General features: G+C 56.9%; 19 protein-coding genes and 3 tRNA genes. 12 read left to right on the top strand and 10 right to left on the bottom strand.

Annotated elements, in window-relative coordinates; all coding sequences use genetic code 11:
- The first annotated feature begins 4 nt into the window (after positions 1–4).
- From tssA to ONZ54_RS13550, 8 genes are all read left to right on the top strand, one after another.
- Positions 5–1,450: a type VI secretion system protein TssA gene (tssA, locus tag ONZ54_RS13585; protein ID WP_271786422.1), complete on the top strand. Its 1,446-nt coding sequence runs from the start codon at positions 5–7 to the stop codon at positions 1,448–1,450.
- 41 nt (positions 1,451–1,491) lie between these two features.
- On the top strand, positions 1,492–4,989 hold the full coding sequence (gene tssM / locus ONZ54_RS13580; RefSeq protein ID WP_334312707.1) for a type VI secretion system membrane subunit TssM: 3,498 nt from the start codon (positions 1,492–1,494) through the stop codon (positions 4,987–4,989).
- Between the two features lie 44 nt (positions 4,990–5,033).
- On the top strand, positions 5,034–6,470 hold the full coding sequence (locus tag ONZ54_RS13575; protein ID WP_271786420.1) for a VasL domain-containing protein: 1,437 nt from the start codon (positions 5,034–5,036) through the stop codon (positions 6,468–6,470).
- Positions 6,471–6,761: 291 nt separating this feature from the next.
- Positions 6,762–7,049: a type VI secretion system PAAR protein gene (locus ONZ54_RS13570; RefSeq protein ID WP_111588344.1), complete on the top strand. Its 288-nt coding sequence runs from the start codon at positions 6,762–6,764 to the stop codon at positions 7,047–7,049.
- An 11-nt stretch (positions 7,050–7,060) separates the two neighbouring features.
- Positions 7,061–9,106 carry a type VI secretion system Vgr family protein gene (locus ONZ54_RS13565; protein WP_271786419.1) on the top strand — a complete coding sequence of 682 codons (2,046 nt, stop codon included), beginning with the start codon at positions 7,061–7,063 and terminating at the stop codon, positions 9,104–9,106.
- A gap of 34 nt (positions 9,107–9,140) precedes the next feature.
- On the top strand, positions 9,141–11,867 hold the full coding sequence (locus tag ONZ54_RS13560; protein ID WP_271786418.1) for a glycoside hydrolase family 19 protein: 2,727 nt from the start codon (positions 9,141–9,143) through the stop codon (positions 11,865–11,867).
- Positions 11,857–12,423 carry a hypothetical protein gene (locus tag ONZ54_RS13555; RefSeq protein ID WP_271786417.1) on the top strand — a complete coding sequence of 189 codons (567 nt, stop codon included), beginning with the start codon at positions 11,857–11,859 and terminating at the stop codon, positions 12,421–12,423. The genes ONZ54_RS13560 and ONZ54_RS13555 overlap by 11 nt, the downstream gene beginning before the upstream one ends.
- Before the next feature lie 177 nt (positions 12,424–12,600).
- Positions 12,601–13,857, top strand: coding sequence for a hypothetical protein (locus ONZ54_RS13550; protein ID WP_271786416.1), 1,257 nt, complete (start codon positions 12,601–12,603; stop codon positions 13,855–13,857).
- On the opposite strand, the gene ONZ54_RS13545 is transcribed toward ONZ54_RS13550, so the two are convergent.
- The 3 genes from ONZ54_RS13545 to ONZ54_RS13535 form a co-directional block, all read right to left on the bottom strand.
- Positions 13,858–13,933: transfer RNA gene (locus ONZ54_RS13545), tRNA-His, on the bottom strand.
- A gap of 52 nt (positions 13,934–13,985) precedes the next feature.
- Positions 13,986–14,062, bottom strand: a tRNA-Arg gene (locus ONZ54_RS13540).
- A gap of 37 nt (positions 14,063–14,099) precedes the next feature.
- Positions 14,100–14,176: transfer RNA gene (locus tag ONZ54_RS13535), tRNA-Pro, on the bottom strand.
- 203 nt (positions 14,177–14,379) lie between these two features.
- Between ONZ54_RS13535 and folD the strand changes: the two genes are divergently transcribed.
- Complete coding sequence (gene folD / locus ONZ54_RS13530) at positions 14,380–15,243, top strand: bifunctional methylenetetrahydrofolate dehydrogenase/methenyltetrahydrofolate cyclohydrolase FolD (RefSeq protein WP_005310722.1); 864 nt, start codon at positions 14,380–14,382, stop codon at positions 15,241–15,243.
- 110 nt (positions 15,244–15,353) lie between these two features.
- Here the strand turns inward: folD and cspD are convergent, their stop codons facing one another.
- A complete protein-coding gene (gene cspD, locus ONZ54_RS13525) occupies positions 15,354–15,572 on the bottom strand; it encodes a cold shock-like protein CspD (RefSeq protein ID WP_005300025.1) in 219 nt (72 codons plus the stop codon).
- Between the two features lie 229 nt (positions 15,573–15,801).
- On the opposite strand from cspD, the gene clpS reads away from it, so the two are divergent.
- A complete protein-coding gene (clpS, locus tag ONZ54_RS13520; RefSeq protein ID WP_005310725.1) occupies positions 15,802–16,119 on the top strand; it encodes an ATP-dependent Clp protease adapter ClpS in 318 nt (105 codons plus the stop codon).
- Positions 16,120–16,178: 59 nt separating this feature from the next.
- On the top strand, positions 16,179–18,431 hold the full coding sequence (clpA, locus tag ONZ54_RS13515) for an ATP-dependent Clp protease ATP-binding subunit ClpA (protein WP_059169068.1): 2,253 nt from the start codon (positions 16,179–16,181) through the stop codon (positions 18,429–18,431).
- 68 nt (positions 18,432–18,499) lie between these two features.
- Here the strand turns inward: clpA and infA are convergent, their stop codons facing one another.
- From infA to aat, 3 genes are all read right to left on the bottom strand, one after another.
- The gene (infA, locus tag ONZ54_RS13510; protein WP_005300033.1) at positions 18,500–18,718 is read right to left on the bottom strand and encodes a translation initiation factor IF-1; all 219 of its coding nucleotides are present in this window, start codon (positions 18,716–18,718) and stop codon (positions 18,500–18,502) included.
- 68 nt (positions 18,719–18,786) lie between these two features.
- Complete coding sequence (locus ONZ54_RS13505) at positions 18,787–19,503, bottom strand: arginyltransferase (protein WP_005310729.1); 717 nt, start codon at positions 19,501–19,503, stop codon at positions 18,787–18,789.
- The gene (gene aat, locus ONZ54_RS13500) at positions 19,500–20,207 is read right to left on the bottom strand and encodes a leucyl/phenylalanyl-tRNA--protein transferase (protein ID WP_005310730.1); all 708 of its coding nucleotides are present in this window, start codon (positions 20,205–20,207) and stop codon (positions 19,500–19,502) included. The genes ONZ54_RS13505 and aat overlap by 4 nt, the downstream gene beginning before the upstream one ends.
- Positions 20,208–20,226: 19 nt before the next feature.
- On the opposite strand from aat, the gene ONZ54_RS13495 reads away from it, so the two are divergent.
- Complete coding sequence (locus ONZ54_RS13495) at positions 20,227–20,697, top strand: outer membrane lipoprotein (RefSeq protein WP_005310731.1); 471 nt, start codon at positions 20,227–20,229, stop codon at positions 20,695–20,697.
- 102 nt (positions 20,698–20,799) lie between these two features.
- On the opposite strand, the gene ONZ54_RS13490 is transcribed toward ONZ54_RS13495, so the two are convergent.
- The 3 genes from ONZ54_RS13490 to ONZ54_RS23285 all read right to left on the bottom strand — a co-directional run bounded on the left by ONZ54_RS13490 (position 20,800) and on the right by ONZ54_RS23285 (position 23,462).
- The gene (locus tag ONZ54_RS13490; protein WP_271786415.1) at positions 20,800–22,047 is read right to left on the bottom strand and encodes a response regulator; all 1,248 of its coding nucleotides are present in this window, start codon (positions 22,045–22,047) and stop codon (positions 20,800–20,802) included.
- A gap of 57 nt (positions 22,048–22,104) precedes the next feature.
- Entirely contained in the window at positions 22,105–23,055 is a 951-nt protein-coding gene (gene trxB, locus ONZ54_RS13485; protein ID WP_021140586.1) for a thioredoxin-disulfide reductase, read from the bottom strand.
- Positions 23,056–23,273: 218 nt separating this feature from the next.
- Positions 23,274–23,462, bottom strand: a complete 189-nt coding sequence (locus tag ONZ54_RS23285) for a hypothetical protein (RefSeq protein WP_225854437.1) — start codon at positions 23,460–23,462, stop codon at positions 23,274–23,276.
- Between the last annotated feature and the right edge of the window lie 68 nt (positions 23,463–23,530).

The raw sequence follows: 23,530 nt of genomic DNA, 5'->3' as shown, positions 1-23,530 counted from the left end.
CGCCATGAGCTATCAACACCCCTGGTGTGCCCGCTTGCTCACCAGTTTGCCGGAAGAGCAGATAAAAGGTGCCGTGCTGGCCGACGAGCCGCGCTGGGATTACGTGGAGACCGAACTGGTCAAGCTGGGCTCTCTGGCCCACAGCCAGGTGGATCTCAATGCGGTGGCCGAAGCCTGCCTTGGCTTGCTGGAGAGCCGTACCAAGGACATGCGGGTGCTGGCCCAGCTGCTGCGCTGCCTGCAACATCCGGCCAAGGCGACCCCTCTGGGGGCCGCGCTCAGTTTGCTGGAGTCCTGGATCCGGGCCTACTGGCTGCAAGCCTGGCCCGGTAATACCAGCCAGAAACAGCGGCTGATGGTACAGATCGTCAAACGCTTTGAAGGGGCCTTGCCGCGAGTGAGCGAGAGCGCCTCGCCGGCTGAACTGGCCCAGCTGCTGGCCCAGGCCGAGCAGCTGGAGGCTTGCTGGCTGGCCCAGTGCCCGGACAAGGGCGAGCTGCTCGCCCCCTTGTTGATGGGGCTGAAACGGGCCCAGCGCCAGCAGGTTGCCCAGGCCCAGGCAGATGCCGGTGGCCAACCTTCAAGCAGCACTGTTGCTGCCACAGCCAGTGCGAGCGGCATGTCGGGAACCATGGTGCTCAGTGGCAGCAGCAAGGGCTCCGGAGTCGAGATTGACAGCTCCAACGATCGTGCCTGGCGCCAGACACTGCTCAAGGTGGCCGAGTTGCTTATCGAGCGCCAGCCGGAAGCGGCGGTGGGCTATCGTCTGCGTCGCCACGCCATCTGGGCCGGGATCACCACGCCACCCATGACGGCTCAGGGCAATAAAACCCAGCTGGCCCCCATGTCGGTGGACATGGTGGATGAGTACCGCGCCGCTCTGGCCACACTGGAGCGGTCCGCGCCGGATCTGGCGCTCTGGCAGCGGATCGAACAGAGCCTGACCCTGGCGCCCTACTGGTTCGAGGGGCATCGGCTCTCGGCCGAAGTGGCCCATAAGCTGGGGTTTGGCACCGTTGCCCAGGCCATCATGCAGGAGCTGGATGGTTTCTTGCAGCGTCTGCCGGCGCTGCGGGATCTCACCTTCAGCGATGGCAGTCCCTTCCTGTCACCCGAGTGCAGCCGCTGGTTGCAGCCTGCCAAGGTGGGTGGTGCAGGTGGGGACGGGGAGTCCAGTCTGGCCGAAGAGGTTGCCCTGCGTCATGGGGAGCTGGGGGTGGCTGCGGCCCTCACCCTGCTCGATGAAAGGATGGCGCAGTTGAAAGAGCCAAGAGCCCGCTTCCATGCCCAGTTGGTGCAGGCGGAGCTGTTGGCGCAGGAAGGCATGAATTCGCTGGCTAGCCAGCACTATCAACACTTGAGGCAAGAGGCAAGTCGCCTGGGATTGGCGCAATGGGAGCCCGGGCTGGTCAGTCGCCTGGAAAGCCATGCGGCCCCGTTGTCGAAATAAGTGCCGAAATGAGTCATTGAGTCGGAGTTGGATCACATTTTATGTTCAAAACCATCTTAACTTTTCTGCGGCAACAGCTGCCGAAATTGAAACCCTCTTGGCCCCTGCTCGGCGTGGTGCTCTGGGGACTTGCCCTCATTCTGGTGTGGTGGCTGGGTCCTCGCCTCGAGATCCGCGGCGCCAAACCGTTCGAGCCGCTGTGGGGGCGGGTGGTATTCACCCTGCTCTGGCTCTGGCTGATGCTGGGGATCCTCTCCTGGCGCGTGTGGCGCAAGATGCAGCAACTCAAGGCCGAGCGTCAGCATGAAACCGTGCTGGTGCAGGATCCGGTGAAAGGACTCATCGACAAGCAGGCGCTGTTTCTCAATCGCTGGTTGCAGGCCCTTGGCGAACACCTGGGCAAGGGGGCGCTCTACGCCATGCCCTGGTATCTGGTGCTGGGTCTGCCCGGCAGCGGCAAGAGCAGCCTGATCCACAGAGCCAATCCGGCCAACAAGCTCAACCCCAGACTCGATACCGAGCTCAGGGACGTGGCGCAGGATCAGCTGATCGATTGCTGGCTGGGGGAGCAGGCGGTGATGCTGGATCCCGCCGGTGAGCTCTTGTCTCAATCCGAGCCGGAACTCGATCCGCTGGCGCGCAAGCATGAGCGGCTCTGGCTGCACCTGTTGAACTGGCTTTCCGAACACCGCCGCCGCCAGCCCCTCAACGGTCTGGTGCTGACCGTGGATCTGGCCTGGCTCTCCGGCGCCAGCGTGGCCGAACGCAAGGCTTATGCCCAGCTGATGCGCTCTCGCCTGCAAGAGGTGTCGGCCACCATGAATACCCGGTTGCCGCTCTATGTCACTTTTACCAAGCTCGATCTGCTGCGCGGTTTCGATGTGGTGTATGAGCAGCTCGACAAGGAGGCCCGCGAGGCCGTGCTGGGGGTGACGTTCAACCCGGCCGACAGCCGTGGAAAATCCTGGCAGCAGGATCTGGCTCTGTTCTGGGATCAGTGGGTGGACAACCTCAACCAGAACCTGCCCGAGCTGATGCTGGCACGGCTCGATGCCACCCAGCGCAACGCGCTTTTCTCGTTCGTGCGTCAGCTGGCGGGGCTGAAGGATTATGTGACAGCGCTGCTCGATGAGACGCTACAAATTGAGGAGAGCAAGCCACTGCTGGTGCGCGGCGTCTATATCAGCTCCGTCTATCAGCAAGGGGTGCCGTTCGATGCGTTTGCCCAGGCGGCATCCCGCCGCTACAACCTGCCAGAGCCCATTCACTCGGCCCTGCGCGGGGAGTCCAATACCTATTTCGTGCGCAGGTTGTTCTCCTCCATCATTTTCCCTGAAGCCCACCTGGCCGGGGAGAACCGGCTGCATACTCTCTATCGTCGTCGGCGCATGGCCATTGGCCTCGGTTGCCTGTCACTCTTTTCGGCGGCGCTGATCGGCGGTTGGCACTACTTCTATCGGGTCAACGAAGAGGCCGGTCGCAACGTGTTGACCAAGGCACAAGCCTTCATGGAGACCAACGAGGTCGTCGATGAGCATGCCTTCGGTGTGAGTCAGTTGCCGCGTCTGAACCTCATCCGCGAGGCGACCCTCGCCTTTGGCAACTACCGCGAACGCACGCCGCTGGTGGCGGATCTGGGTCTCTATCAGGGGGACGAAATCGGTCCTCATGTGGAAGGCTCTTATCTGCAACTGCTGGGTCAGCGCTTTTTGCCAGCCCAGATGCAGGGGCTGCTGGAGGATCTCAATCAGGCGCCGGCCGGCAGCGAGGAGAAGCTCTCCATACTGCGGGTGATGCGGATGCTGGATGATGCCTCCGGTCGCAACAAGGACCTGGTGGAGCAGTACATGGCAAGCCGCTGGCAGCGCGCCTTCCCGGGGCAGGGCGCTGTGCAGGAGCAGCTGATGGGGCACCTGGATTACGCCCTCGATCATACCGACTGGCATGGTGCCAGGGTTGAACGTGATCAGGCCGCCATCATCGCCTTCGCACCGTTCAAGGAGCCTGTCTACGGCGCCCAGCGCGAGCTTGGCAAGTTGCCCATGTATCAGCGGGTCTATCAGAACTTGGTGGTGAAGGCGAACGACGTATTGCCGCCGGATCTCAACGTACGTGACGAAGTGGGGCCAACCTTTGACACCGTGTTTGCCCTGCGCAGTGACAATGCAGGGCAAGTGCCACGCCTGTTGACCTGGCCCGGTTTCAACGACTTCTTCCTCAAGCAGGACAAGGCGTTGATTGATCTCACCGCCATGGATGCCTGGGTGCTGGGTCAGCGCAGGCTGAGTCAATTGAGCGAGGCGGATCGCAAGGAGATCGGTCGTCAGGTCAACGACCGTTATGTCACCGATTACGTCAACCAGTGGCAGAAACTGCTGACCAATCTGGACGTGCAGACCCTTGAAAGCCCGGAGCAGGCACTGGACGTGCTCTCTGCCATTACCGGCAACGATCAGCCGTTCCAGCGGGTATTGGCTTCGTTGGATGACAACACCCGGATCCGCAAGATATCGGATGTGGAAGGGGACCCGGCTCAGGCCATCACGGCCCGCATCGGCCGTCCCTTCATGGCGACCAATGCCGCCCTTGGCGGTCGTGGCGAGCAGGGGCCGCTTATCCAGGAGGTCAATCAGAAGCTGGTGGAGCTGCAGCACTATCTGGAACTCATCGTCAACGCCACCGAGCCGGGCCAGTCCGCCCTCAAGGCGGTGCAGCTGCGTCTGACCAACAAGTACGCCGATCCCGTGTTCGCCCTGCAGCAATATGCCCGCAGCCTGCCGGCCCCGCTGGATCGCTGGGTGGGTCAGCTCTCCGAGCAGAGCTCTCGTCTGGTGATCGACTTGGCCATGTCGTCCCTTAATCGAGAGTGGCAGGACAAGGTACTGGCACCGTTCAACAGCCAGCTGGCCGGTCGTTATCCGTTTGATCCGGGCTCAACCAAGGATGTGCCGCTGTCCGAGATGGAGCGCTTCTTCGCGCCGGGTGGCACCCTGGACAGCTTCTATCAGGTCAACCTCAAGCCCATGGTGGAGAGTGGCCTGATGGAGGGTGAGTTCAGCTCGCCTATCCAGACCGAGCTGGTGAAACAGCTGGACAGAGCCGCTCGTATCCGCCAGATCTTCTTCACCCAGCAGGGCAACCTGGAGGTGCAGTTCGCCCTCGAGCCCATCGAGCTCACCGCCAACAAGCGGCGCAGCGTGCTGAACCTGGACGGTCAGTTGCTGGAGTATGCCCATGGCCGTCGTACCAAGGTGCCGTTGGTGTGGCCAAACACCATGCGTGACGGTGCCGAGAGCAAGATCACCCTGGTGCCGGCAGCGAGGGAACGTTCACCGCGCAGCGAAGGCTTCGTCGGCCCCTGGGCCATGTTCCGACTGATGGACAAGGGGGAGCTGACCCAGGTCAATGAAGCCACCTTCGATGTGCGCTTCCCGGTGGATCAGGGTTCCATGACCTATCGCGTCTACACCGACAGCGCGCAAAACCCCTTCACCGGCGGCCTGTTCAGTCAGTTCAGATTGCCTGAGTCTCTCTATTGATAAAGTGGGGGCACTGTGTGCCCCCTCAAGCTTTGGAAGCCGATATGTCACAGAATCAACAAGGCCAGCAGGCGCTGAAAGTGGGGCGCGATCCCCGCATGTTGCCGGAATACGAGGCGTTGCGCAGCGAGATCAACAAACTCAGCCATGCCTCCCGCCCCGAGGTGGACTGGCTCAAGATCCATCGGCTCGCCAGCCTTATCTTTGAAAAGCACGGGGTGGACCTGCAAACCGCCATCTACTTCACCCTGGCGCGGTCGCGCCTGCAAGGGCTGAACGGCTTTACCGAAGGGTGCGAGTTTCTGGCCAACCTGATAGTGACCCAGTGGGAGAGCTTTTGGCCACCAGTGCATCAGGAGCGAGCCCGTATCGAAATGCTGGACTGGTTCATTGCCCGCATCAGCGACGTGATCCGCCAGTACCAGATCAGCCACGAAGACAAGCGCCTCGTCTATCGCTGCGAGCGGGCGTTGCAGCTTATCAGCGAGAAGCTGCACAACGTGGGCTTGAGCCGCATTCCCCGGGTTGAAAATCTGGTGCACTTCATCGAGGGGTATACCCATCTGTTCGACGAGACCGAGATCGTCATCGTCTCCGATGAGCCCGGTCTCAAGGAGGAGCTGCAGATCCCGCCCATGGTGTTCTTCAAGTCCGACATGGAGCACGACAGCCCTTCTTCTTCAGCGCCCTCTTCCAGCACGCCACACCTGCCCCAGGGCAGCATACTGATTGGTCGCGAGAAGGGGCAGGTCAAACCCACAGTGCTCAAGATTGAACCTCACCGCAAGCAGCGCCCTGCCTGGTTCTGGTTTGGCTGCGGTCTGATCAGTTGTGCCCTGCCAGTGATGAGCTGGCTGGGTTGGCAGCATCTGCAGCAGGAGAAAGCCGTGGCTGCCCAGCGCTTGCAGCAACCGGCCGCCGAGTTGCCACGGGCTCTCAGTTATGACGATATCCGCCAGGCACGCATCGTACTGGGGGAACAGACCCTGCAAGGTATGGAAAGCGAGCTGGTGGCCCGTTATCAAGCCCAGCTGGGACGGCTTGAGCAGACCTCGCCGCTCTACTGGTATCGCTATGGGGAAGGGCTGCGCAACTCGCTGCAGATGCTCTATCCCGACTCGCTGGCGGTCAAGGCGCTGGACAAGCAGTGGCAGACGGCGTTGGCAGGTCAGCAGGGGGATGTGATCAGCGTACCGACCTATCTGGATGCTCGCGCCGGTGTCGACGCCTTGCTCGATCAGTTGCTGGAGCTGGAGCGCCAGCGCAAGACGGTGACCATCTCCTATCTCAAGTCCCAGCTCTATGAGGTGCAGAAAAACCTGATGCAGGATATCCCGTTCAGTCTGCGCCTGAGCGAACTGGAGGCGAGAAAGGCATCCCAGGAGCCCGTCACGGCAGCCGAGCTGAAAGGTCTGGAGAACGACCTGAAAGCACTCAATATCCGCCTCTACCAGTTGCAGCAGAGCAGCGCAGGCAGTTGATCATGCTGCGCTGAGCAACAAGTTGCGTGCATTATGGTGTGTTTGACTGCCAACGCAATATCTGGCCTGGCGATCACACTGTATTGCGCAAGCTATTGCAGCAGCCCCTGCCAGCCTTGTGGTCCATAAACCTAATAGGCTGATTTAAAACAGTATTATTGGCATCTTTGTCATGGCACAAAGGCTGCTGGGTAGCCACCCCAAGTGTATCTGAGCCCATGGTCACGACGGTGAGCACGAGGCATGGCGGGAGTCCCTCGGGTGGCTCCCTTGCCCATACGGAGAGTTCATATGTGTCCCTCTATTGCATTGCTCGGTGACATAGGCACCGACCACGATGGTTTTCACCCATCCCCCGTGATTGCCGCCAGCCCGGATGTCTTTCTCGACGGCAAGCCAGTGGCCCGGCAGGGCGATCCGCTGGCGCCCCATGACAAACCCAACAATCCCCCCCATCCGCGCAGTATCTCGGGGGGCGTCGGCACAGTTCTGGTCAACGGCAAGCCCATCGCCGTGACCGGTACCGCCATCGGTTGCGGTGGGGTAGTGATTGGCTCGGGCAGCGGACAGGCAGGATAAGGAACAGCGTTATGGCAGACAGCACAGGATTACAATTCACCGTCAAGGTAGGGGCGCTGCCCGAGAGCACTTTCGTGGTGGCCGAGTTTGCGCTGGAAGAGGCGCTGAACAGCCCGTTCCAGTTGCGATTGGAATTGGCCAGCCCCCAGCCGGATGTCGATTTTGCCGATGTGCTGGATCAGCCGTGCGAGCTCATGGTGTGGTACAACGGCGAGCTGCAGCGGCGGGTGTGCGGGGTAGTGAGTGATTTTGCGCAAGGGGACAGCGGTTTTCGCCGCACCCGCTACCAGCTGCTGGTGCAGCCGGCGTTGTGGCGGCTTTCGCTTCGTCACAATTCCCGCATCTTCCAGGCGCAGAAACCCGATGAAATCCTCAGCATCCTGCTGCAAGAGCACGGCATTACCGATTACGCCTTTGCCCTCAAGAATGAGCACGCCAAGCGGGAATACTGCGTGCAGTACCGGGAAACCGACCTTGCGTTCGTCAACCGGCTCGCCGCGGAAGAGGGGCTCTTCTATTTTCATGAATTCGACGCAGGCAAGCACCGCATCGTGTTTGCCGACGATGCGGCTGCATTAACAGCCGGCCCCGAACTCTTCTTCAATCTCGGCAACCGCTCGCTGGAGCAGGGCCCTTATGTGCGTCAGTTCCACTACCGGGAAGCGGTGCGCCCCTCTGATGTGGAGCTCAAGGACTACAGCTTCAAGACCCCGGCCTACGGGCTCTCCCACAAAAAGCAGGGCAGCGAGCTGGAGCATCAGCGTGATAGCTACCAGCACTTCGACTACCCCGGCCGCTACAAGCAGGACCCGAGTGGCAAGGCGTTTGCCCAACACTGGCTCGATGCGCTTCGCAATGACGCCGTGGCGGGCAGCGGCAAATCCAACAGTGCAGCCCTGCTGCCGGGCCAGTATTTCTCGCTGACCGAGCACCCGAACGGGGCGCTCAACACCGACTGGCAAATTGTGCGCATCAGCCACACCGGCTTGCAGCCCCAGGCGCTGGAAGAGGAGGGGGGCAGCGGCCCTACCGTCTACCACAACGAGTTTGGGGTGGTCAAAGCTGCGACCACCTGGCGTGCCCGTATCGGCAGCCCACAAGCGCCGCACAAGCCCATGGTGGACGGCCCGCAGATTGCCATCGTGGTAGGCCCCGAGGGGGAGGAGATTTACTGCGACGAACACGGTCGGGTGAAGCTGCAATTTCCGTGGGACAGATATGGCAGCTCCAACGACCAGAGCTCCTGCTGGGTGCGTGTCAGTCAGGGCTGGGCCGGTGGCCAATACGGCATGATGGCGATTCCGCGCATCGGCCACGAAGTTATCGTTTCATTTTTGGAAGGGGACCCCGACCAGCCTATCGTCACCGGTCGCACCTTCCACGCCACCAACCGGCCGCCCTACGACTTGCCTGCCAACAAGACTCGTACCGTGCTGCGCACCGAAACCCACCAGGGTGAAGGGTTCAATGAGCTGCGTTTCGAAGACCAGGCAGGTCAGGAAGAGATTTATATCCACGGTCAGAAAGACCTAAACGTGCTCATCGAAAACGATGCCGCCTGGCACATCAAGCATGACCAGCACACAGATATCGACAACGAGCGCGTCACCCGCATCAAGGCCAACGACCATTTGAGCGTGGAGGGGGAGAAGCGGGACCATATCAAGGCAGACTATTCGCTGACCGTCGATGCCTCCCTGCATCAGAAGCTGGGCCAGTCCCTGCTGGTGGAAGCCGGTCAGGAAGTGCATATCAAGGTGGGCGACAAGCTGGTACTGGAGGCGGGCTCCGAGATCACCCTCAAGGGGGGCGGCAGCTTTGTGAAGGTTGACCCGAGCGGCATCAAGCTGGTCGGCCCCGCCATCAAGCTCAACGCAGGCGGCAGCGCAGGTTCAGGATCCGGCTGGGCGGGTCAGGTGCCCGTCATCCCCAAAGGGGTGGAAGTGGTGAAAGCCCCCGAACTGGTTGAGCTGGGCAAAGCGATCGCCACCGAGAAGGCGATGGAGGCGTTGCTCAAGGCGCTGGAGCCCGATAGCGATTATCAGCCCTCCGCTTGATGTTCGACGAATAACACAGGATTGAATAGCAAAGATGAAAATCGTCTATCCCATGCAGCTGGAAGGTGAGAATGGCCCTAGCGAGGTTGCATCCCTTGATGCGTTTATCGAGAAGATCAACAGTCTCAAGAGCGGCACCTTCTTGATTGGTCGCAACCGCATCTGGCACGGCGGCATCCACCTCAATGAGAAAGGGGGCTGGCACCCGAGCGGCGCTGTACGCTCCATTGCGGATGGGGAAATCGTGGCCTACCGGCTGGCGACCGAACCCGCCAAGGCGACCCGCAGCCCCGAAGCAGGAAAACCGGGGGAAGGCATTGACTTGTATACCTCCCAGTCGTTTTGTCTGGTACGCCATCACTACGAGGCGGGTGAGCAAAACAAGAACCGTCTGACCTTTTACAGCCTCTACATGCACATCGCGTGTGAGAACACTTACAACAGCCCAGAGGCGGCGCGAGTGACCGTCAAGGGGACAGGCGTGTCCACCTATGAACCGGTGGCGGAGGGGGATCCCCTCAAGCTGACACGTCGACTGTCGGGCAATAACCCTGTGCATGCGAAAACGGGGGCTGAGGTGAAGTTGCTCCAGCAAACTCCGAGCAATCTGCAAAACCACAGAGATGAGGTCCACAATTACTTTCTGGTGCACTACGTCGATGAACCGAACAGCCCGTTCTATATCGCACAAAGCCAGTTGCAGCAGGAATATCCGCAAAAGCCGAAGTGGATGACCCCACCAGAAGGCAAACCGGCCCGTCATAACATCCCCAGTAACACTTGGTTACGGCAAACGGCTGACACCACGGCGGGGAGCCTGGGGCTGCCTGCTGGCAGTGAGGTGGTGGTATCTGGTGAGTCACAGATGGTGACCGTCGGTGGCGGCCCGACCGAGTTTCGTAAAGTGCAGGTGTTCAAGGCGGGCAGCGGCTCCGTCAAAGACAGCGCCAATCGGGTGATGACCAATGCAGGCACAGGGTCGCTTGGTTGGTTGGCAAAAAGCAAGATGGGTGCGGGACTGGCCACCGAGCCGTGCCTACCCGTCGAATTCAAAGAGAATGCGCCCGTTGTTGACCGAAGTGATAATCCGATAGCGGTGCAGGCCGGAGAGGTCATCGGTCACTGGGGCGAACATCAGATAGCCACTGCCGGTGCAAGCGGCTTCGTGAAAGGCGCCGACAGTAAAGCCGTGCACTTTGAGGTGTTTGTTGCAGACAGCGACAAGCAGGCGCTGGAAGATTGTATCAATAACAAGGCGCGGGTAAGCGGTGGCCAAGGCTACCTGCTATTGAACCAAGAGGTCACCACCTATCGTCTCACCAGCGATAGCCAGCATGGTTTTCACGATGTTGCCAAATTTGGGCCACTGGTCTTACCGTTGGCCGTGAAAGAGTCCGATAAAGTCAGTCACGGTGCCAACAACTTTGTGAAGGTGCGTGAACGGACGGCGGCTGACGGGGAGCTGGCGGGCGAGTTTGTATTGCTGGCCGATGGTGTCGAGGTGGTCAGCCAGCATGACTGGCACAAGCTGGGCGTCAAGCTGGTCGATGGCAGCAGTGATGAAGATGGCTTTTTGGACAAGGCGGATACGGCCACTGACAGTGAAGAGTCCCAGCAGAAAGAGGCGAGCGAATTTTTCAGCACCCTCTATGACAAACTGGTGACAGACAGGGACAACGATGGCACCCTGAGCGGCAACGATATCAAGGCCGCGCTGGCCGATGAGGAGTTGGCGGGCAAGTTGCGCATGTTGTTTATCAAGCACAAAAGCGAATGGGTAAAGCCAGGCGAGTGGCCGCGTTTAGAGCAGGAGTTAGCTGACCAGCCGAAGCTCTATGAGTACGCAAAGCAGGTACACAACAATATGGCGTGGATGGAAGATGCCAGCGCGATATTGGGTGATACCAAGCCTTGGTTTATTCATCCTGCGGGGATGATGGGGTTGGTGGGAAGAAAAAAACGTGGCTTTACATTTACTCTCGATGTAATGAAACGTATATACTCCAATTTCCAGAGTAACAATAGTAAGGATAATGAGTTACAAGGAATAGCTGATGAACTGAATGAACATATTGAATTTTACCAGCTTGACACCCCGTTAAAGAGAACCCATTTTTTTGCACAAATCCTACAGGAAACAGGGCCGGACTTGAATGTTATTGAAGGAGGGGTTTGGAGTGTTAGTGCTATAAAATCTTTTCGGGGGGGGAGAACTCGTCGCTATCCAGATGGGCGTCTTTATGCAGATGTCCATGGATATGTTACAAAAACAGAAAGACCACGTAGATATATTAAAAACGATGGCAACGATGTTACCATTGATGATCAAATTGCCATTGTCAATACAATATATGGTAATAGAGCTGAACTGGGTAATGGCTCCTATAGCTCTAATGATGGGTGGAACTATAGAGGAAGAGGCCTGAAGCAAGTCACAGGAAAAAGTAACTATACAAGTTTTAATTACTGGCATCAAAACAATCAGTCGAAATGGCCTAATGATATAATTAATGCTGTTGATGATTTTGAAATACTATCCAAAATGAAGTTTGCTACAAGGTCAGCAGCATGGTTTTGGATAAGCAATAGTAGTAATGCAAATCCAGATTCACGCGCAAAATGCTTTGATTATGCAAATGAAGCAAGCGATGCAGCAGTGGATAGAATTACTAACATCATAAATCTTAATACAGATTCCAGACAAAAAAGAAAAAATAACTTTTGGCGCCTATGGAATGAGGAGGTTCTCCATGATCAATAAATATATATTAATCCCCCTTGTCATTTTCTCATCGCATTCTTATGCGGGCGATTATATCTTAGGCTCTCTGTGTAGCAGCCAAGAGCAAGTATATGCGTCATGTACACTTAAAAATAAAAAAATAGTTTCATTTTGCGGTGTCCCTGTGGGCGATAAAAACAAAGATATGACATTGGTTCAATATAGATACGGTACACCTAAAAAGATAGAATTAATATATCCTGAAGAGGCAATGAGCCCAGAGGGGATTTTTTTTAAAATTGATGGTTCGTGTGGTGTTATTGGTGGCCCAGATGAGAAAAATAAAATGTGTGGTGAGGGTGGAATTAAACGCTCTGTTGCTTTAACATTTTATTCTGGATTATTCAGATATTCATTTTTCTATCAAGGTAATTTTAATGACCATACTTTAGAGTCAGAAAAAATGGGACTAAAGGTTGACAGAAAGGAACGTAATGAATATAAAAAAAATGTTTTCTCTCAACTTTGTGATGAGAACCATAGCGAAACATTTAATGTCGATACAGGCATGTTTGAGGAATTCAAGATAAATTGACAAAAATAGTATTCCCCAAGGCAACAAGGGGGATGTTTTTGGGTTAAGGTTTTCTTTCCGAATGTCTGGTCTGTGGCGTGATGGTGATCACGCCATGGCTGCTGATCTCGCTGAATTAATTGTTAATGATTAGCGACATAAAGAAATTCTAGGACACCCACCTTTCTGAGCAAGGCGTTGTTTGGCCCGTTATCACCACAGTCGCTTTTCAAGATCAGGGATGACAGCTGGGGGAGGCAGTCCCCCAGCGAGGTTGCATCCCTTGATGCGTTTATCGAGAAGATCAACAGTCTCAAGAGCGGCACCTTCTTGATTGGTCGCAACCGCATCTGGCACGGCGGCATCCACCTCAATGAGAAAGGGGGCTGGCACCCGAGCGGCGCTGTACGCTCCATTGCGGATGGGGAAATCGTGGCCTACCGGCTGGCGACCGAACCCGCCAAGGCGACCCGCAGCCCCGAAGCAGGAAAACCGGGGGAAGGCATTGACTTGTATACCTCCCAGTCGTTTTGTCTGGTACGCCATCACTACGAGGCGGGTGAGCAAAACAAGAACCGTCTGACCTTTTACAGCCTCTACATGCACATCGCGTGTGAGAACACTTACAACAGCCCAGAGGCGGCGCGAGTGACCGTCAAGGGGACAGGCGTGTCCACCTATGAACCGGTGGCGGAGGGGGATCCCCTCAAGCTGACACGTCGACTGTCGGGCAATAACCCTGTGCATGCGAAAACGGGGGCTGAGGTGAAGTTGCTCCAGCAAACTCCGAGCAATCTGCAAAACCACAGAGATGAGGTCCACAATTACTTTCTGGTGCACTACGTCGATGAACCGAACAGCCCGTTCTATATCGCACAAAGCCAGTTGCAGCAGGAATATCCGCAAAAGCCGAAGTGGATGACCCCACCAGAAGGCAAACCGGCCCGTCATAACATCCCCAGTAACACTTGGTTACGGCAAACGGCTGACACCACGGCGGGGAGCCTGGGGCTGCCTGCTGGCAGTGAGGTGGTGGTATCTGGTGAGTCACAGATGGTGACCGTCGGTGGCGGCCCGACCGAGTTTCGTAAAGTGCAGGTGTTCAAGGCGGGCAGCGGCTCCGTCAAAGACAGCGCCAATCGGGTGATGACCAATGCAGGCACAGGGTCGCTTGGTTGGTTGGCAAAAAGCAAGATGGGTGCGGGACTGGCCACCGAGCCGTGCCTACCCGTCGAATTCAAAGAGAATGCGCCCGTTGTTGACCGAAGTGATAATCCGATAGCGGTGCAGGCCGGAGAGGTCATCGGTCACTGGGGCGAACATCAGATAGCCACTGCCGGTGCAAGCGGCTTCGTGAAAGGCGCCGACAGTAAAGCCGTGCACTTTGAGGTGTTTGTGACCGAGCAGGGTAGCAAAGATGATTCTGAGAAAAGGAATGAGCAGGCGAGGGGGTAATGGGGTGGCTGATGGGGCTCGAACCCACGACAACCGGAATCACAATCCGGGACTCTACCAACTGAGCTACAGCCACCACTGAAAATATCCATTAATACCATCCATCCCGGGGAGAGAGGATTTATTAATGGTGCGCCCTGCAGGATTCGAACCTGCGACCCACGGCTTAGAAGGCCGTTGCTCTATCCGACTGAGCTAAGGGCGCTCTGTATCGATTAGCCAAGGTGGCTCATCGATGAACTTGGTCGGTGATAAAGGATTCGAACCTTTGACCCTCTGGTCCCAAACCAGATGCGCTACCGGGCTGCGCTAATCACCGAAAATTTCCTGTCCAGCATACCGATAGCGGCGGTACTGGGCAACGGGCGGGCATCATACCCAAGCGGGAAAGGCAGCGTCAACGTATTTTTCCGCTAGTAAATTCAAGTGCCTACTTATTGCCCGCCCAGCGAGCGCTGCTAACACCCGCGCCAAAAAAATGCGACAATGCGCGGCAGTTGAACACATGGTGAGTGAAGAACGATGTCTGCCAAAATCATTGATGGAAAACAGGTTGCGCAAACGATTCGCAATCAGGTCGCAGCGCAAGTCCAACAGCGGTTGGCACAAGGTAAACGGGCGCCAGGTCTGGCGGTGATCCTGGTCGGGGTGGATCCAGCGTCTCAGGTCTATGTCGGCAGCAAGCGCCGCGCCTGTGAAGAGGTTGGGTTTATCTCCCGCTCTTACGATTTGAGCGCGACGGCGAGCCAAGAAGAGCTGCTGGCCCTGATCGATCGGCTCAATGATGATGCGGATGTAGACGGCATTCTGGTGCAACTGCCGCTGCCGGCTCATTGTGATACGACTCAGGTGCTGGAGCGTATTCGTCCCGACAAGGACGTGGATGGCTTTCACCCCTACAACGTGGGCCGTCTGGCGCAACGCATTCCGGCACTGCGCCCCTGTACGCCCAAGGGCATCATGACCCTGATAGAGACCACTGGCGTCAAGACTCATGGTCTGCATGCTGTGGTGGTCGGTGCATCCAACATAGTGGGGCGCCCGATGACGCTGGAGCTGCTGCTGGCTGGTTGCACCACGACCACCTGCCACCGCTTCACTCAGGATCTGGAACAACAGGTGCGTCGTGCCGACTTGCTGGTCGTGGCCGTGGGCAAGCCGAACTTCATTCCAGGAGAGTGGGTCAAGCCGGGGGCCCTGGTGATCGACGTGGGCATCAATCGTCTGGCTGACGGCTCTCTGGTGGGGGATGTGGAGTTCGAGACGGCGCGTAATCATGCCTCTTTCATCACACCGGTTCCGGGTGGTGTCGGCCCCATGACGGTAGCGAGCCTGATGGAAAACACCCTGAGTGCCTGTCAGGACTATCACGACCAGGCACTGTGATGATGGGTGAAGCCTGCATCTGATTGGCTTCACGCTCGCACTCAAAGCTCACAATAAAAAACCCGGCAACCTTGCGGTTCGCCGGGTTTTTTATTTATCCAGTTTGACTCTTACATGTTCTGTGCTTCGTTTGGCACGATGACAGAGGCGTGATTTCCTTTCGGCCCCTGCTGCAGTTCGAAGTTGACTGCCTGACCTGCTTTTAAGGTCTTGTAACCTTCCATTTGTATCGTGGAGTAGTGGGCGAAGATATCTTCACCACCCCCTTCCGGACAGATAAACCCAAATCCTTTTGCGTTGTTAAACCACTTGACTGTTCCGGTTGCCATACATCTACATCCTTTTATTGATTACCCTGAAGTCGTTGAGTAACCTGCGCCAGCCCTTTATAACTAGTAGCATACGTCTATAGCAGACGGGCGCCGATTAGCAAGTAACCAATCTAGTCTAACTTTTGAGCGAGTCAAGGAGTTGTTAACAACTGATGTGATCTGGTTAACAAGTCTATTGACAATCTTGTGTTAGACGGTAGTAATCTAGAGGTACCGAAGCGCGACTATGAGCAAGCAGAAAGAACTCTTTGCTAATGAAGAGATTGCACAAGCAGAGAAAACGAAGCTGCAACCGCCACCCATGTACAAGGTCGTCCTGAACAACGATGACTACACACCGATGGAGTTTGTGGTGGAGGTGCTGCAAAAGTTCTTTGGTATGGATTTGGACAAGGCAACCCAAGTGATGCTGAGTGTGCATTATAGTGGTAAGGGAGTCTGTGGTACGTTTACCGCCGAGATTGCCGAAACCAAAGTGGTCCAGGTCAACACCTATTCACGTAACAACGAACATCCACTGCTGTGTACCATGGAAAAGGCTTGAATCTGATGACTTGATGGCGAGAACGACACCACATTGTTGCTGTACTAGGGGAGGTGCCTATGTTGAATAAAGATCTAGAAAAGACGCTGAACGAGGCTTTCAAACTGGCCCGTGACGAGCGCCACGAATTCATGACTGTCGAGCACCTGTTGTTAGCCCTGCTGGATAACAGCTCAGCCCATGAGGCGTTGAGTTCGTGTGGTGCTGATGTGGAACTGATGCGCAAAGAGATCAGCGCATTCATCGGTCAAACAACCCCGCTTATTCCCCGCGATGATGAAGACAGAGAAACCCAGCCCACGCTTGGCTTCCAGCGAGTGCTGCAGCGTGCTGTCTTCCATGTGCAATCCTCTGGCAATACTGAGGTCAGCGGCGCCAACGTGCTGGTAGCAATCTTCAGTGAGCAGGAATCTCAGGCGGCCTATTTTCTGAAAAAGGCCGAGATAAGCCGGCTGGACGTGGTCAATTTCCTCTCCCACGGGGTGCGAAAAGATAGCAAGCCGGACAACAGCAGTAACAATGCCGAGTCTGACGATGATGTCTCTGCTGCCCAGATAGAAAGCTTTGCCACCAACCTGAATCAGCTGGTGCTGGAAGGGCGTATCGACCCGCTCATCGGCCGCGATCAGGAACTGAGCCGTACCATCCAGGTATTGTGCCGTCGCCGCAAGAACAATCCGCTGCTGGTGGGTGAAGCCGGTGTTGGCAAGACAGCCATCGCCGAAGGCCTGGCCTATCGCATCGTCAAGGGAGATGTGCCCGAGGTGATTGCCGGTAGCACCATCTATTCACTGGATATGGGGTCCTTGCTGGCGGGCACCAAGTATCGTGGTGATTTCGAAAAACGCCTCAAGGTGTTGCTCAAGCAGATTGAGCGCCAAGAAGGGGCCATCCTCTTCATCGACGAGATCCACACCATTATTGGGGCCGGTGCGGCTTCGGGTGGCCAGCTTGACGCAGCCAACCTCATCAAGCCGTTGCTCTCCAATGGTTTGCTGCGCTGTGTCGGGTCGACAACCTACCAGGAATACTCCCAGATCTTCGAGAAAGACCGTGCCTTGGCCCGTCGTTTCCAGAAGATCGATGTCGTCGAGCCGAGCGTGGATGATACAACCCGCATTCTGATGGGGCTCAAGAGCCGTTACGAATCGCACCACGGTGTGCGTTATACCGTGAAGGCGATCCGTGCTGCGGTCGAACTCTCGGCCAAGTACATCAACGACCGCCATCTGCCTGACAAGGCCATCGACGTGATCGACGAGGCCGGGGCAGGGCAGCGTCTGCTGCCGGTGAGCAAGCGCAAGAAAGTGATCAATGTGCCGGAAATCGAAGCCATCGTTGCCAAGATTGCCCGTATCCCGGAGAAATCTGTTTCTTCTTCCGACAAGGAAGTGCTGAAGAACCTGGAGCGCAATCTCAAGATGGTGGTGTTTGGCCAGGACAAGGCCATAGAGGTGTTGACCGATGCTATCCGGCTGTCACGCTCAGGTCTTGGCAATGAACGCCGCCCGGTGGGTTGCTTCCTGTTTGCCGGCCCAACCGGGGTGGGCAAGACTGAGGTCACCCAGCAACTTGGCAAGGCGCTCGGGGTGGAAATGCTTCGTTTTGATATGTCCGAGTACATGGAGCGCCATACCGTCTCACGTTTGATTGGTGCCCCTCCCGGTTATGTCGGTTTTGAACAGGGCGGCTTGCTGACCGACTCAGTGCTCAAGCATCCCCACTCGGTGGTGTTGCTGGACGAGATTGAGAAGGCGCACCCGGATGTGTTCAACCTGCTGTTGCAGGTAATGGACAACGGGACCCTGACGGACAACAACGGGCGCAAGGCGGATTTCCGTAACGTGATCCTGGTGATGACCACCAACGCCGGTGTGCAGGAGACCCAGCGCAAGTCCATTGGCTTCCAGCAACAAGATATGAGTCACGATGCCATGGCGGTGATAAACAAGACGTTCAGTCCTGAGTTCCGCAACCGGCTGGATCACACCATCTGGTTCAACCATCTGGATATGCAGGTGATCCACCAGGTGGTCGACAAGTTCATTGTCGAGTTGCAGGTACAGCTGGATGCCAAGGGCGTGTCTCTTGAAGTGTCCGAGGGTGTCCGCCACTGGTTGGCCGAGAAGGGATATGACAGGGCCATGGGAGCCAGACCCATGGGACGGGTCATCCAGGAACACCTCAAGAAACCACTGGCCAATGAAATCCTGTTTGGATCACTGGTTGATGGAGGGGTAGTGAAGGTTGAATTGGTAAATGACAGCCTCAGCTTTGACTTTCAGGTCAATATTGAAGCTGTCTCCCACTAAGCACTGATAGTTAGAAAGCGACAAAAAACCCCAGCCGAGAGGTTGGGGTTTTTTGCTGAATTCCTGGCTTAGCGAGAGCGGAAAACAATACGTCCCTTGGAGAGATCGTACGGAGTCAGAGCTACCGTTACTTTGTCCCCAGTCAGGATACGGATGTAGTTTTTGCGCATCTTGCCGGAAATATGAGCGATAACCACGTGACCATTTTCCAGTTCCACACGGAACATGGTATTGGGCAGGGTTTCGAGAATGGTGCCCTGCATCTCAATACTGTCTTCTTTAGCCATTGAATCCTCTTGATAAGCCACAACAAAAATCCGCTGGATCATGCCGGATTTAAGGCTATGTGTAAAGTTTACTCGGGCTTGGTGTCGATATTTTTCCATTCCCCCTGTATCAGCCGCTCGTGAGGCAGGTATTGGCGCTTGTAATTCATCTTGCGGCACGCCTCTACCAGATAGCCAAGATACAACCAGGTGCGACCTGTGCGCTTGGCCAGATCCAGCTGACTCAGAATGGCAAAGGTACCGAGGGAGCGATCGGCGTGAGCCGGATCGAAAAAGGTATACATGGCGCTCAAGGAGTGGGGGAGCAGATCCGTAGTAGCGACCCCGATCAGCCGGTTGTCCTTGCGCATTTCGAGGTAAAGTGGCGGCATCCAGTCGCAATGCAAAAAGCCCTTGTATTGGGTCCGGCTGGGGGGATACATGCTGCCGTCATGGTGACGCTCGCGAATGTAGCGCTCGTAGAGCTGGTAATACTCGGGCTTGTCGTCATAGCTGAGCACCAGTTCAAGGTCCTGATTCAACTGCCGGATCCGCTTCTGGCTGCGGCTTGGCACAAAGCGTTCGCTGTGAATGCGCAGCGACTGGCAGGCACTGCAGGCCGGGCAGTGGGGCCGATATATGTCATTTCCGCTGCGCCGAAATCCCGCCGTCAGCAACCGCTCATAGCCGCTGGCATTGAGCAGGTTGTGGTCCATCAATACCAGCAGTTGCTCCTGTTCATGGCCCAGATAGCTGCATTGATGCTTGGGGGTCAGACCTACTTTTAGGATCACTTCTTCTGTCATAGGCTGATGCTCCCCGCTTGCCAGCAGTTATCTGCCAACGGCTGCCGGCTCAGTTTGGTCAGCGCCGTCAAAAACGTCTCTCTTGGCCACTCCTGGATCCCCATGGTAGCCAGAAAATCATTCTGCATCTGGCAATCGATCAGTGCACCACCGTGGCTGGCGAAGTGGTGACAGAGCGCCACCATGGCTAGCTTGGCGCCGTTGTCGATGCGGCTGAACATGGACTCACCGCAGAAGAGGCGGCCGAGGGAGAGGCCATAGAGGCCAGCTTGCAACTGGCCATGCTGCCAGATCTCGACGGAGTGGGCATGGCCAAGGCGATGAAGTTGTCGATAGGCGTCGATCATGGGCGTGCTTATCCAGGTTCCACTGGCGCTGCGACGGGGGGCGGCGCAGGCCGCTATTACCTCATTAAAGGCGCGATTGATGGAAATATCGAATGAGGTGCGGCGGATAAATTTGCGCAGGCTGCGACCTATGTGCAGCTGTTCGGGGATGATGACCCCTCTGGGATCCGGCGACCACCACAGCAACGGCTGGTGGGGCTCATTCCACGGGAAGATCCCCTTGTGGTAAGCTGCCAGCAATCGTTCAGGGGAGAGATCCCCGCCGATCGCCAGCAGGCCGTTGGGTTCATCCAGTGCGTGCTCGGGGTCGGGAAACCAGCACAGCGCATCATCCAATTGGGTAAGATAGCGAGACATAAGGCGAAGAGGTTCACAGATGAAGGCCATTATCCTGATAGTATCCAGCTTGCTCTGCTTTGTCACTGCGCCTGCCGGGGCCCAGGTTTACGAGCGCAACACGGCGCGGCCCGTCAATCAGGTGGTGTTTGGCCAGGTGGAGACGGTACGCAACATCACCCAGCGCCAGATCCTGGAGTCTGAACATTCCGGCTGGAAAACCCTGGGCGGGGCCGTCCTGGGTGGACTGCTTGGCAACCAGTTTGGCGGCGGCCACGGCCGTGAAATTGCCACCGCCGTGGGGGCACTGGCAGGGGCCGCTGCCGCGCAGCATTATCAATCAGGTGGATCCGTGGTGGAGAACAAGCTGGTAGAGCTGCTCATTCGCAACGAGCAAAACGGTTTGGTCAACGTTATCCAGGATTACGATCCGGCCATGGTGTTCATGAACGGAGACAAGGTGCGCATCCTCTATTTCGACGATGGGGTACGAGTCGACAAGACCTACTGAGACAGGGCGCATCGAGCGAAGCAGGGAAGAGGGAAGGGGAGCAACCCGACGGTCTCCATTGACAGGAGCCAGTCGGGCGGTACTACACGGAACTCATCTAGCTCATGCAGATGAGCCCTGAGACACTATCTTGTCGCGACCTGTGTTTTTTGCCTGATAGAGCAGGCGATCCGCTTCACTCAGTGCCTCGTCCATGGAGACTCGCCCGACATTGATCACCCCGAAACTGGCGCGAACGAACAGCGGCGTCTCCCGTGACAAGGGTTGCTGACGCAGTTGTTGGCGCAGTCCCTCCAGCCGTTTGAGCAGCACTGGCACTGTGCAATGGGGCACCATAAGGGCAAACTCCTCTCCCCCAAAGCGGGCAATCATGGCATCGGGGAAGAACTGGGTCAGCAACCGGGTGAGGTGGCAGAGCAGTTGATCGCCGATGGCATGACCCCAGTGATCGTTGACCTGCTTGAAGTGATCCACATCGAGGACACACAGCGCGAGCGGCGTCTGCTGGCGCTGATGCTCCTCAAACCACTTTTGCCCCTCGTTGAACCAGTAGCGCCGGTTATAAAGCCCGGTCAGGTAGTCGCGGTTGGCGGATTCCTGAATGCTGTTGAACTGCTCAAGCGCCTCCAGGTTATGGCTGACCCGACACTGCAACTCTTCCGGCTCGAACGGCTGGTTGAGAAAGTCGTTGGCCCCTTGCTTGAGGTAGCGGGCAGACAAGCCCCGTTTGTCCGACACCGAGATCCCTATGATGGCGAGCTGCTGCTTGCTGTAGCGCTCTCGCAGCATCCGCACCAGGCTGATGCCGTCAATTTCCGGCATATAGTAGTCGACCAGTACCAGCCGGATGGCCGGATTCTGCTCAAGGATGGTCAGGGCTTCGCGGGCATGGCTCGCCTCGTGGACCAGCAACAACTGCTTGCGTAGCTGTGCCATAGTGCGGTGGCGGGAGGTGCGTGAATCATCGACGACCAGCACTTCAATCTGCTGATTGAGATAGAGGCGATGCACCAGACCGACCGCGTATTGCAGGGAGTGACGTGAATCTTTCATCACATAATCCAGCACCCCTGCTTCCAGCCAGGCCTCCCGCTTGTCTTCGCTGATGTCGGCGGTGAGGATCACCACTGGCAAGCCTCGTTCCAGCAGCACCTTGACGGCTTCCCCGCTGGGAGCATCAGGCAGGGTGAGATCCACCAGCGCGACCACGTATTCGTCTCCCTGGCAGTGACGTGCCCCCTCCAGGGTATCGAAGGCATCAATCTCCAGGCCAGTTTGCTGCGCGATGGCCTGGATCAACATGCGACGGATCGTCATGCTATCTTCGACAATCAATATTTTCTGTTTCATCCGGCTCCTTAACGTAAAAAGGCATGCCTCACGGCATGCCTTTTATATCCCTTGCGCTTATTGCGCGTCCAGATATCGCTCGGCATCGAGGGCGGCCATGCAGCCGGTGCCGGCAGATGTAATGGCCTGACGGTAGTTGTGATCGGCCACGTCACCGGCGGCAAATACCCCTTCAATGCTGGTCTGGGTGGCAAAGCCGTCCAGCCCGCCACGGACGATCAGGTAGCCGTTTTGCATCGCCAGCTGGCCCTCGAAGATCTGGGTATTCGGCTGGTGGCCGATAGCGATGAATACGCCCATCAGCGGCAGATCCGTGGTGGTGTCATCCTGCGTGCTGCGCAGGCGCACACCGGTCACGCCCATCTGATCCCCCAGCACTTCGTCCAGGGTCTGGTGGGTGTGCAGCACTATGTTGCCGCTCGCTACCTTGTCGTGCAGACGCTTGATCAGGATCTTCTCGGCGCGAAACTCATCGCGGCGGTGAATGAGGTGCACCTTCTTGGCGATGTTGGCAAGATAGAGTGCCTCTTCCACTGCGGTATTGCCGCCGCCGATCACCGCCACTTCCTGGTTGCGATAGAAGAAGCCGTCACAGGTAGCGCAGGCGGAGACGCCGCGTCCCTTGAAGGCCTCTTCGGAAGGCAGTCCCAAATATTTGGCGGAGGCGCCGGTGGCGATGATCAGCGCATCGCAGGTGTATTCGGCGCTGTCGCCCTTGAGGCGGAACGGACGCTGGGTCAGCTCCACTTCATTGATGTGATCAAACAGGATGCGGGTATCGAACTTCTCCGCATGGGCCTTCATGCGCTCCATCAGGGCTGGACCGGTCAGACCTTCGGGATCACCGGGCCAGTTTTCCACCTCTGTGGTGGTGGTCAGCTGACCACCTTGCTGCATGCCTGTGATGAGCAGAGGATTCAGGTTGGCGCGGGCTGCGTAGACGGCGGCAGTGTAACCGGCCGGGCCTGACCCCAGGATCAGCAGTTTGCTGTGAGTGACTTGGCTCATGATGTGATTTCCGAGACGTGATGAGTTTGCGCGATTGTAGGTAATTCGTGATATGGGGTCAAAGGTCAGTGAGTCGATTGTGCCAATCGATGATAGGTGCAGGCTGATGCTCATTTTGAGGTGAAAAGAGTCCATTCTGGACGGATCCTGACTCAGAGAAGTGCGTTTGCCGACGCCATGTTGGGCGTGGCTTGCGAGTTCGCTCGGGATGGCCTTGGTTACCCCGGTATTTCGGCTGCGTTGTCGTGTCTTGCCTCGTTGGAGAAGCCGTCAACCGGATGTGTACGGGTGAGGGGGCTTCTCGTCTTTGCCCGTATCTGTGTCATGTCGACGATGGCCGAACCCGGCTTCATGCGGACAATATGGTCATGGTTGACAACTCTTGGCGCAGTGGCGCCCGGTGCCATCATTGCGTAGCTGAACACTGTCTTGACCACTTCAACAGCAAGATGACCCTCAGCAGAGCACCAAGACA

Source organism: Aeromonas salmonicida, assembly GCF_028355655.1.
Classification (GTDB): domain Bacteria; phylum Pseudomonadota; class Gammaproteobacteria; order Enterobacterales; family Aeromonadaceae; genus Aeromonas; species Aeromonas salmonicida.
This window is presented reverse-complemented; position numbering and strand designations above follow the sequence as displayed.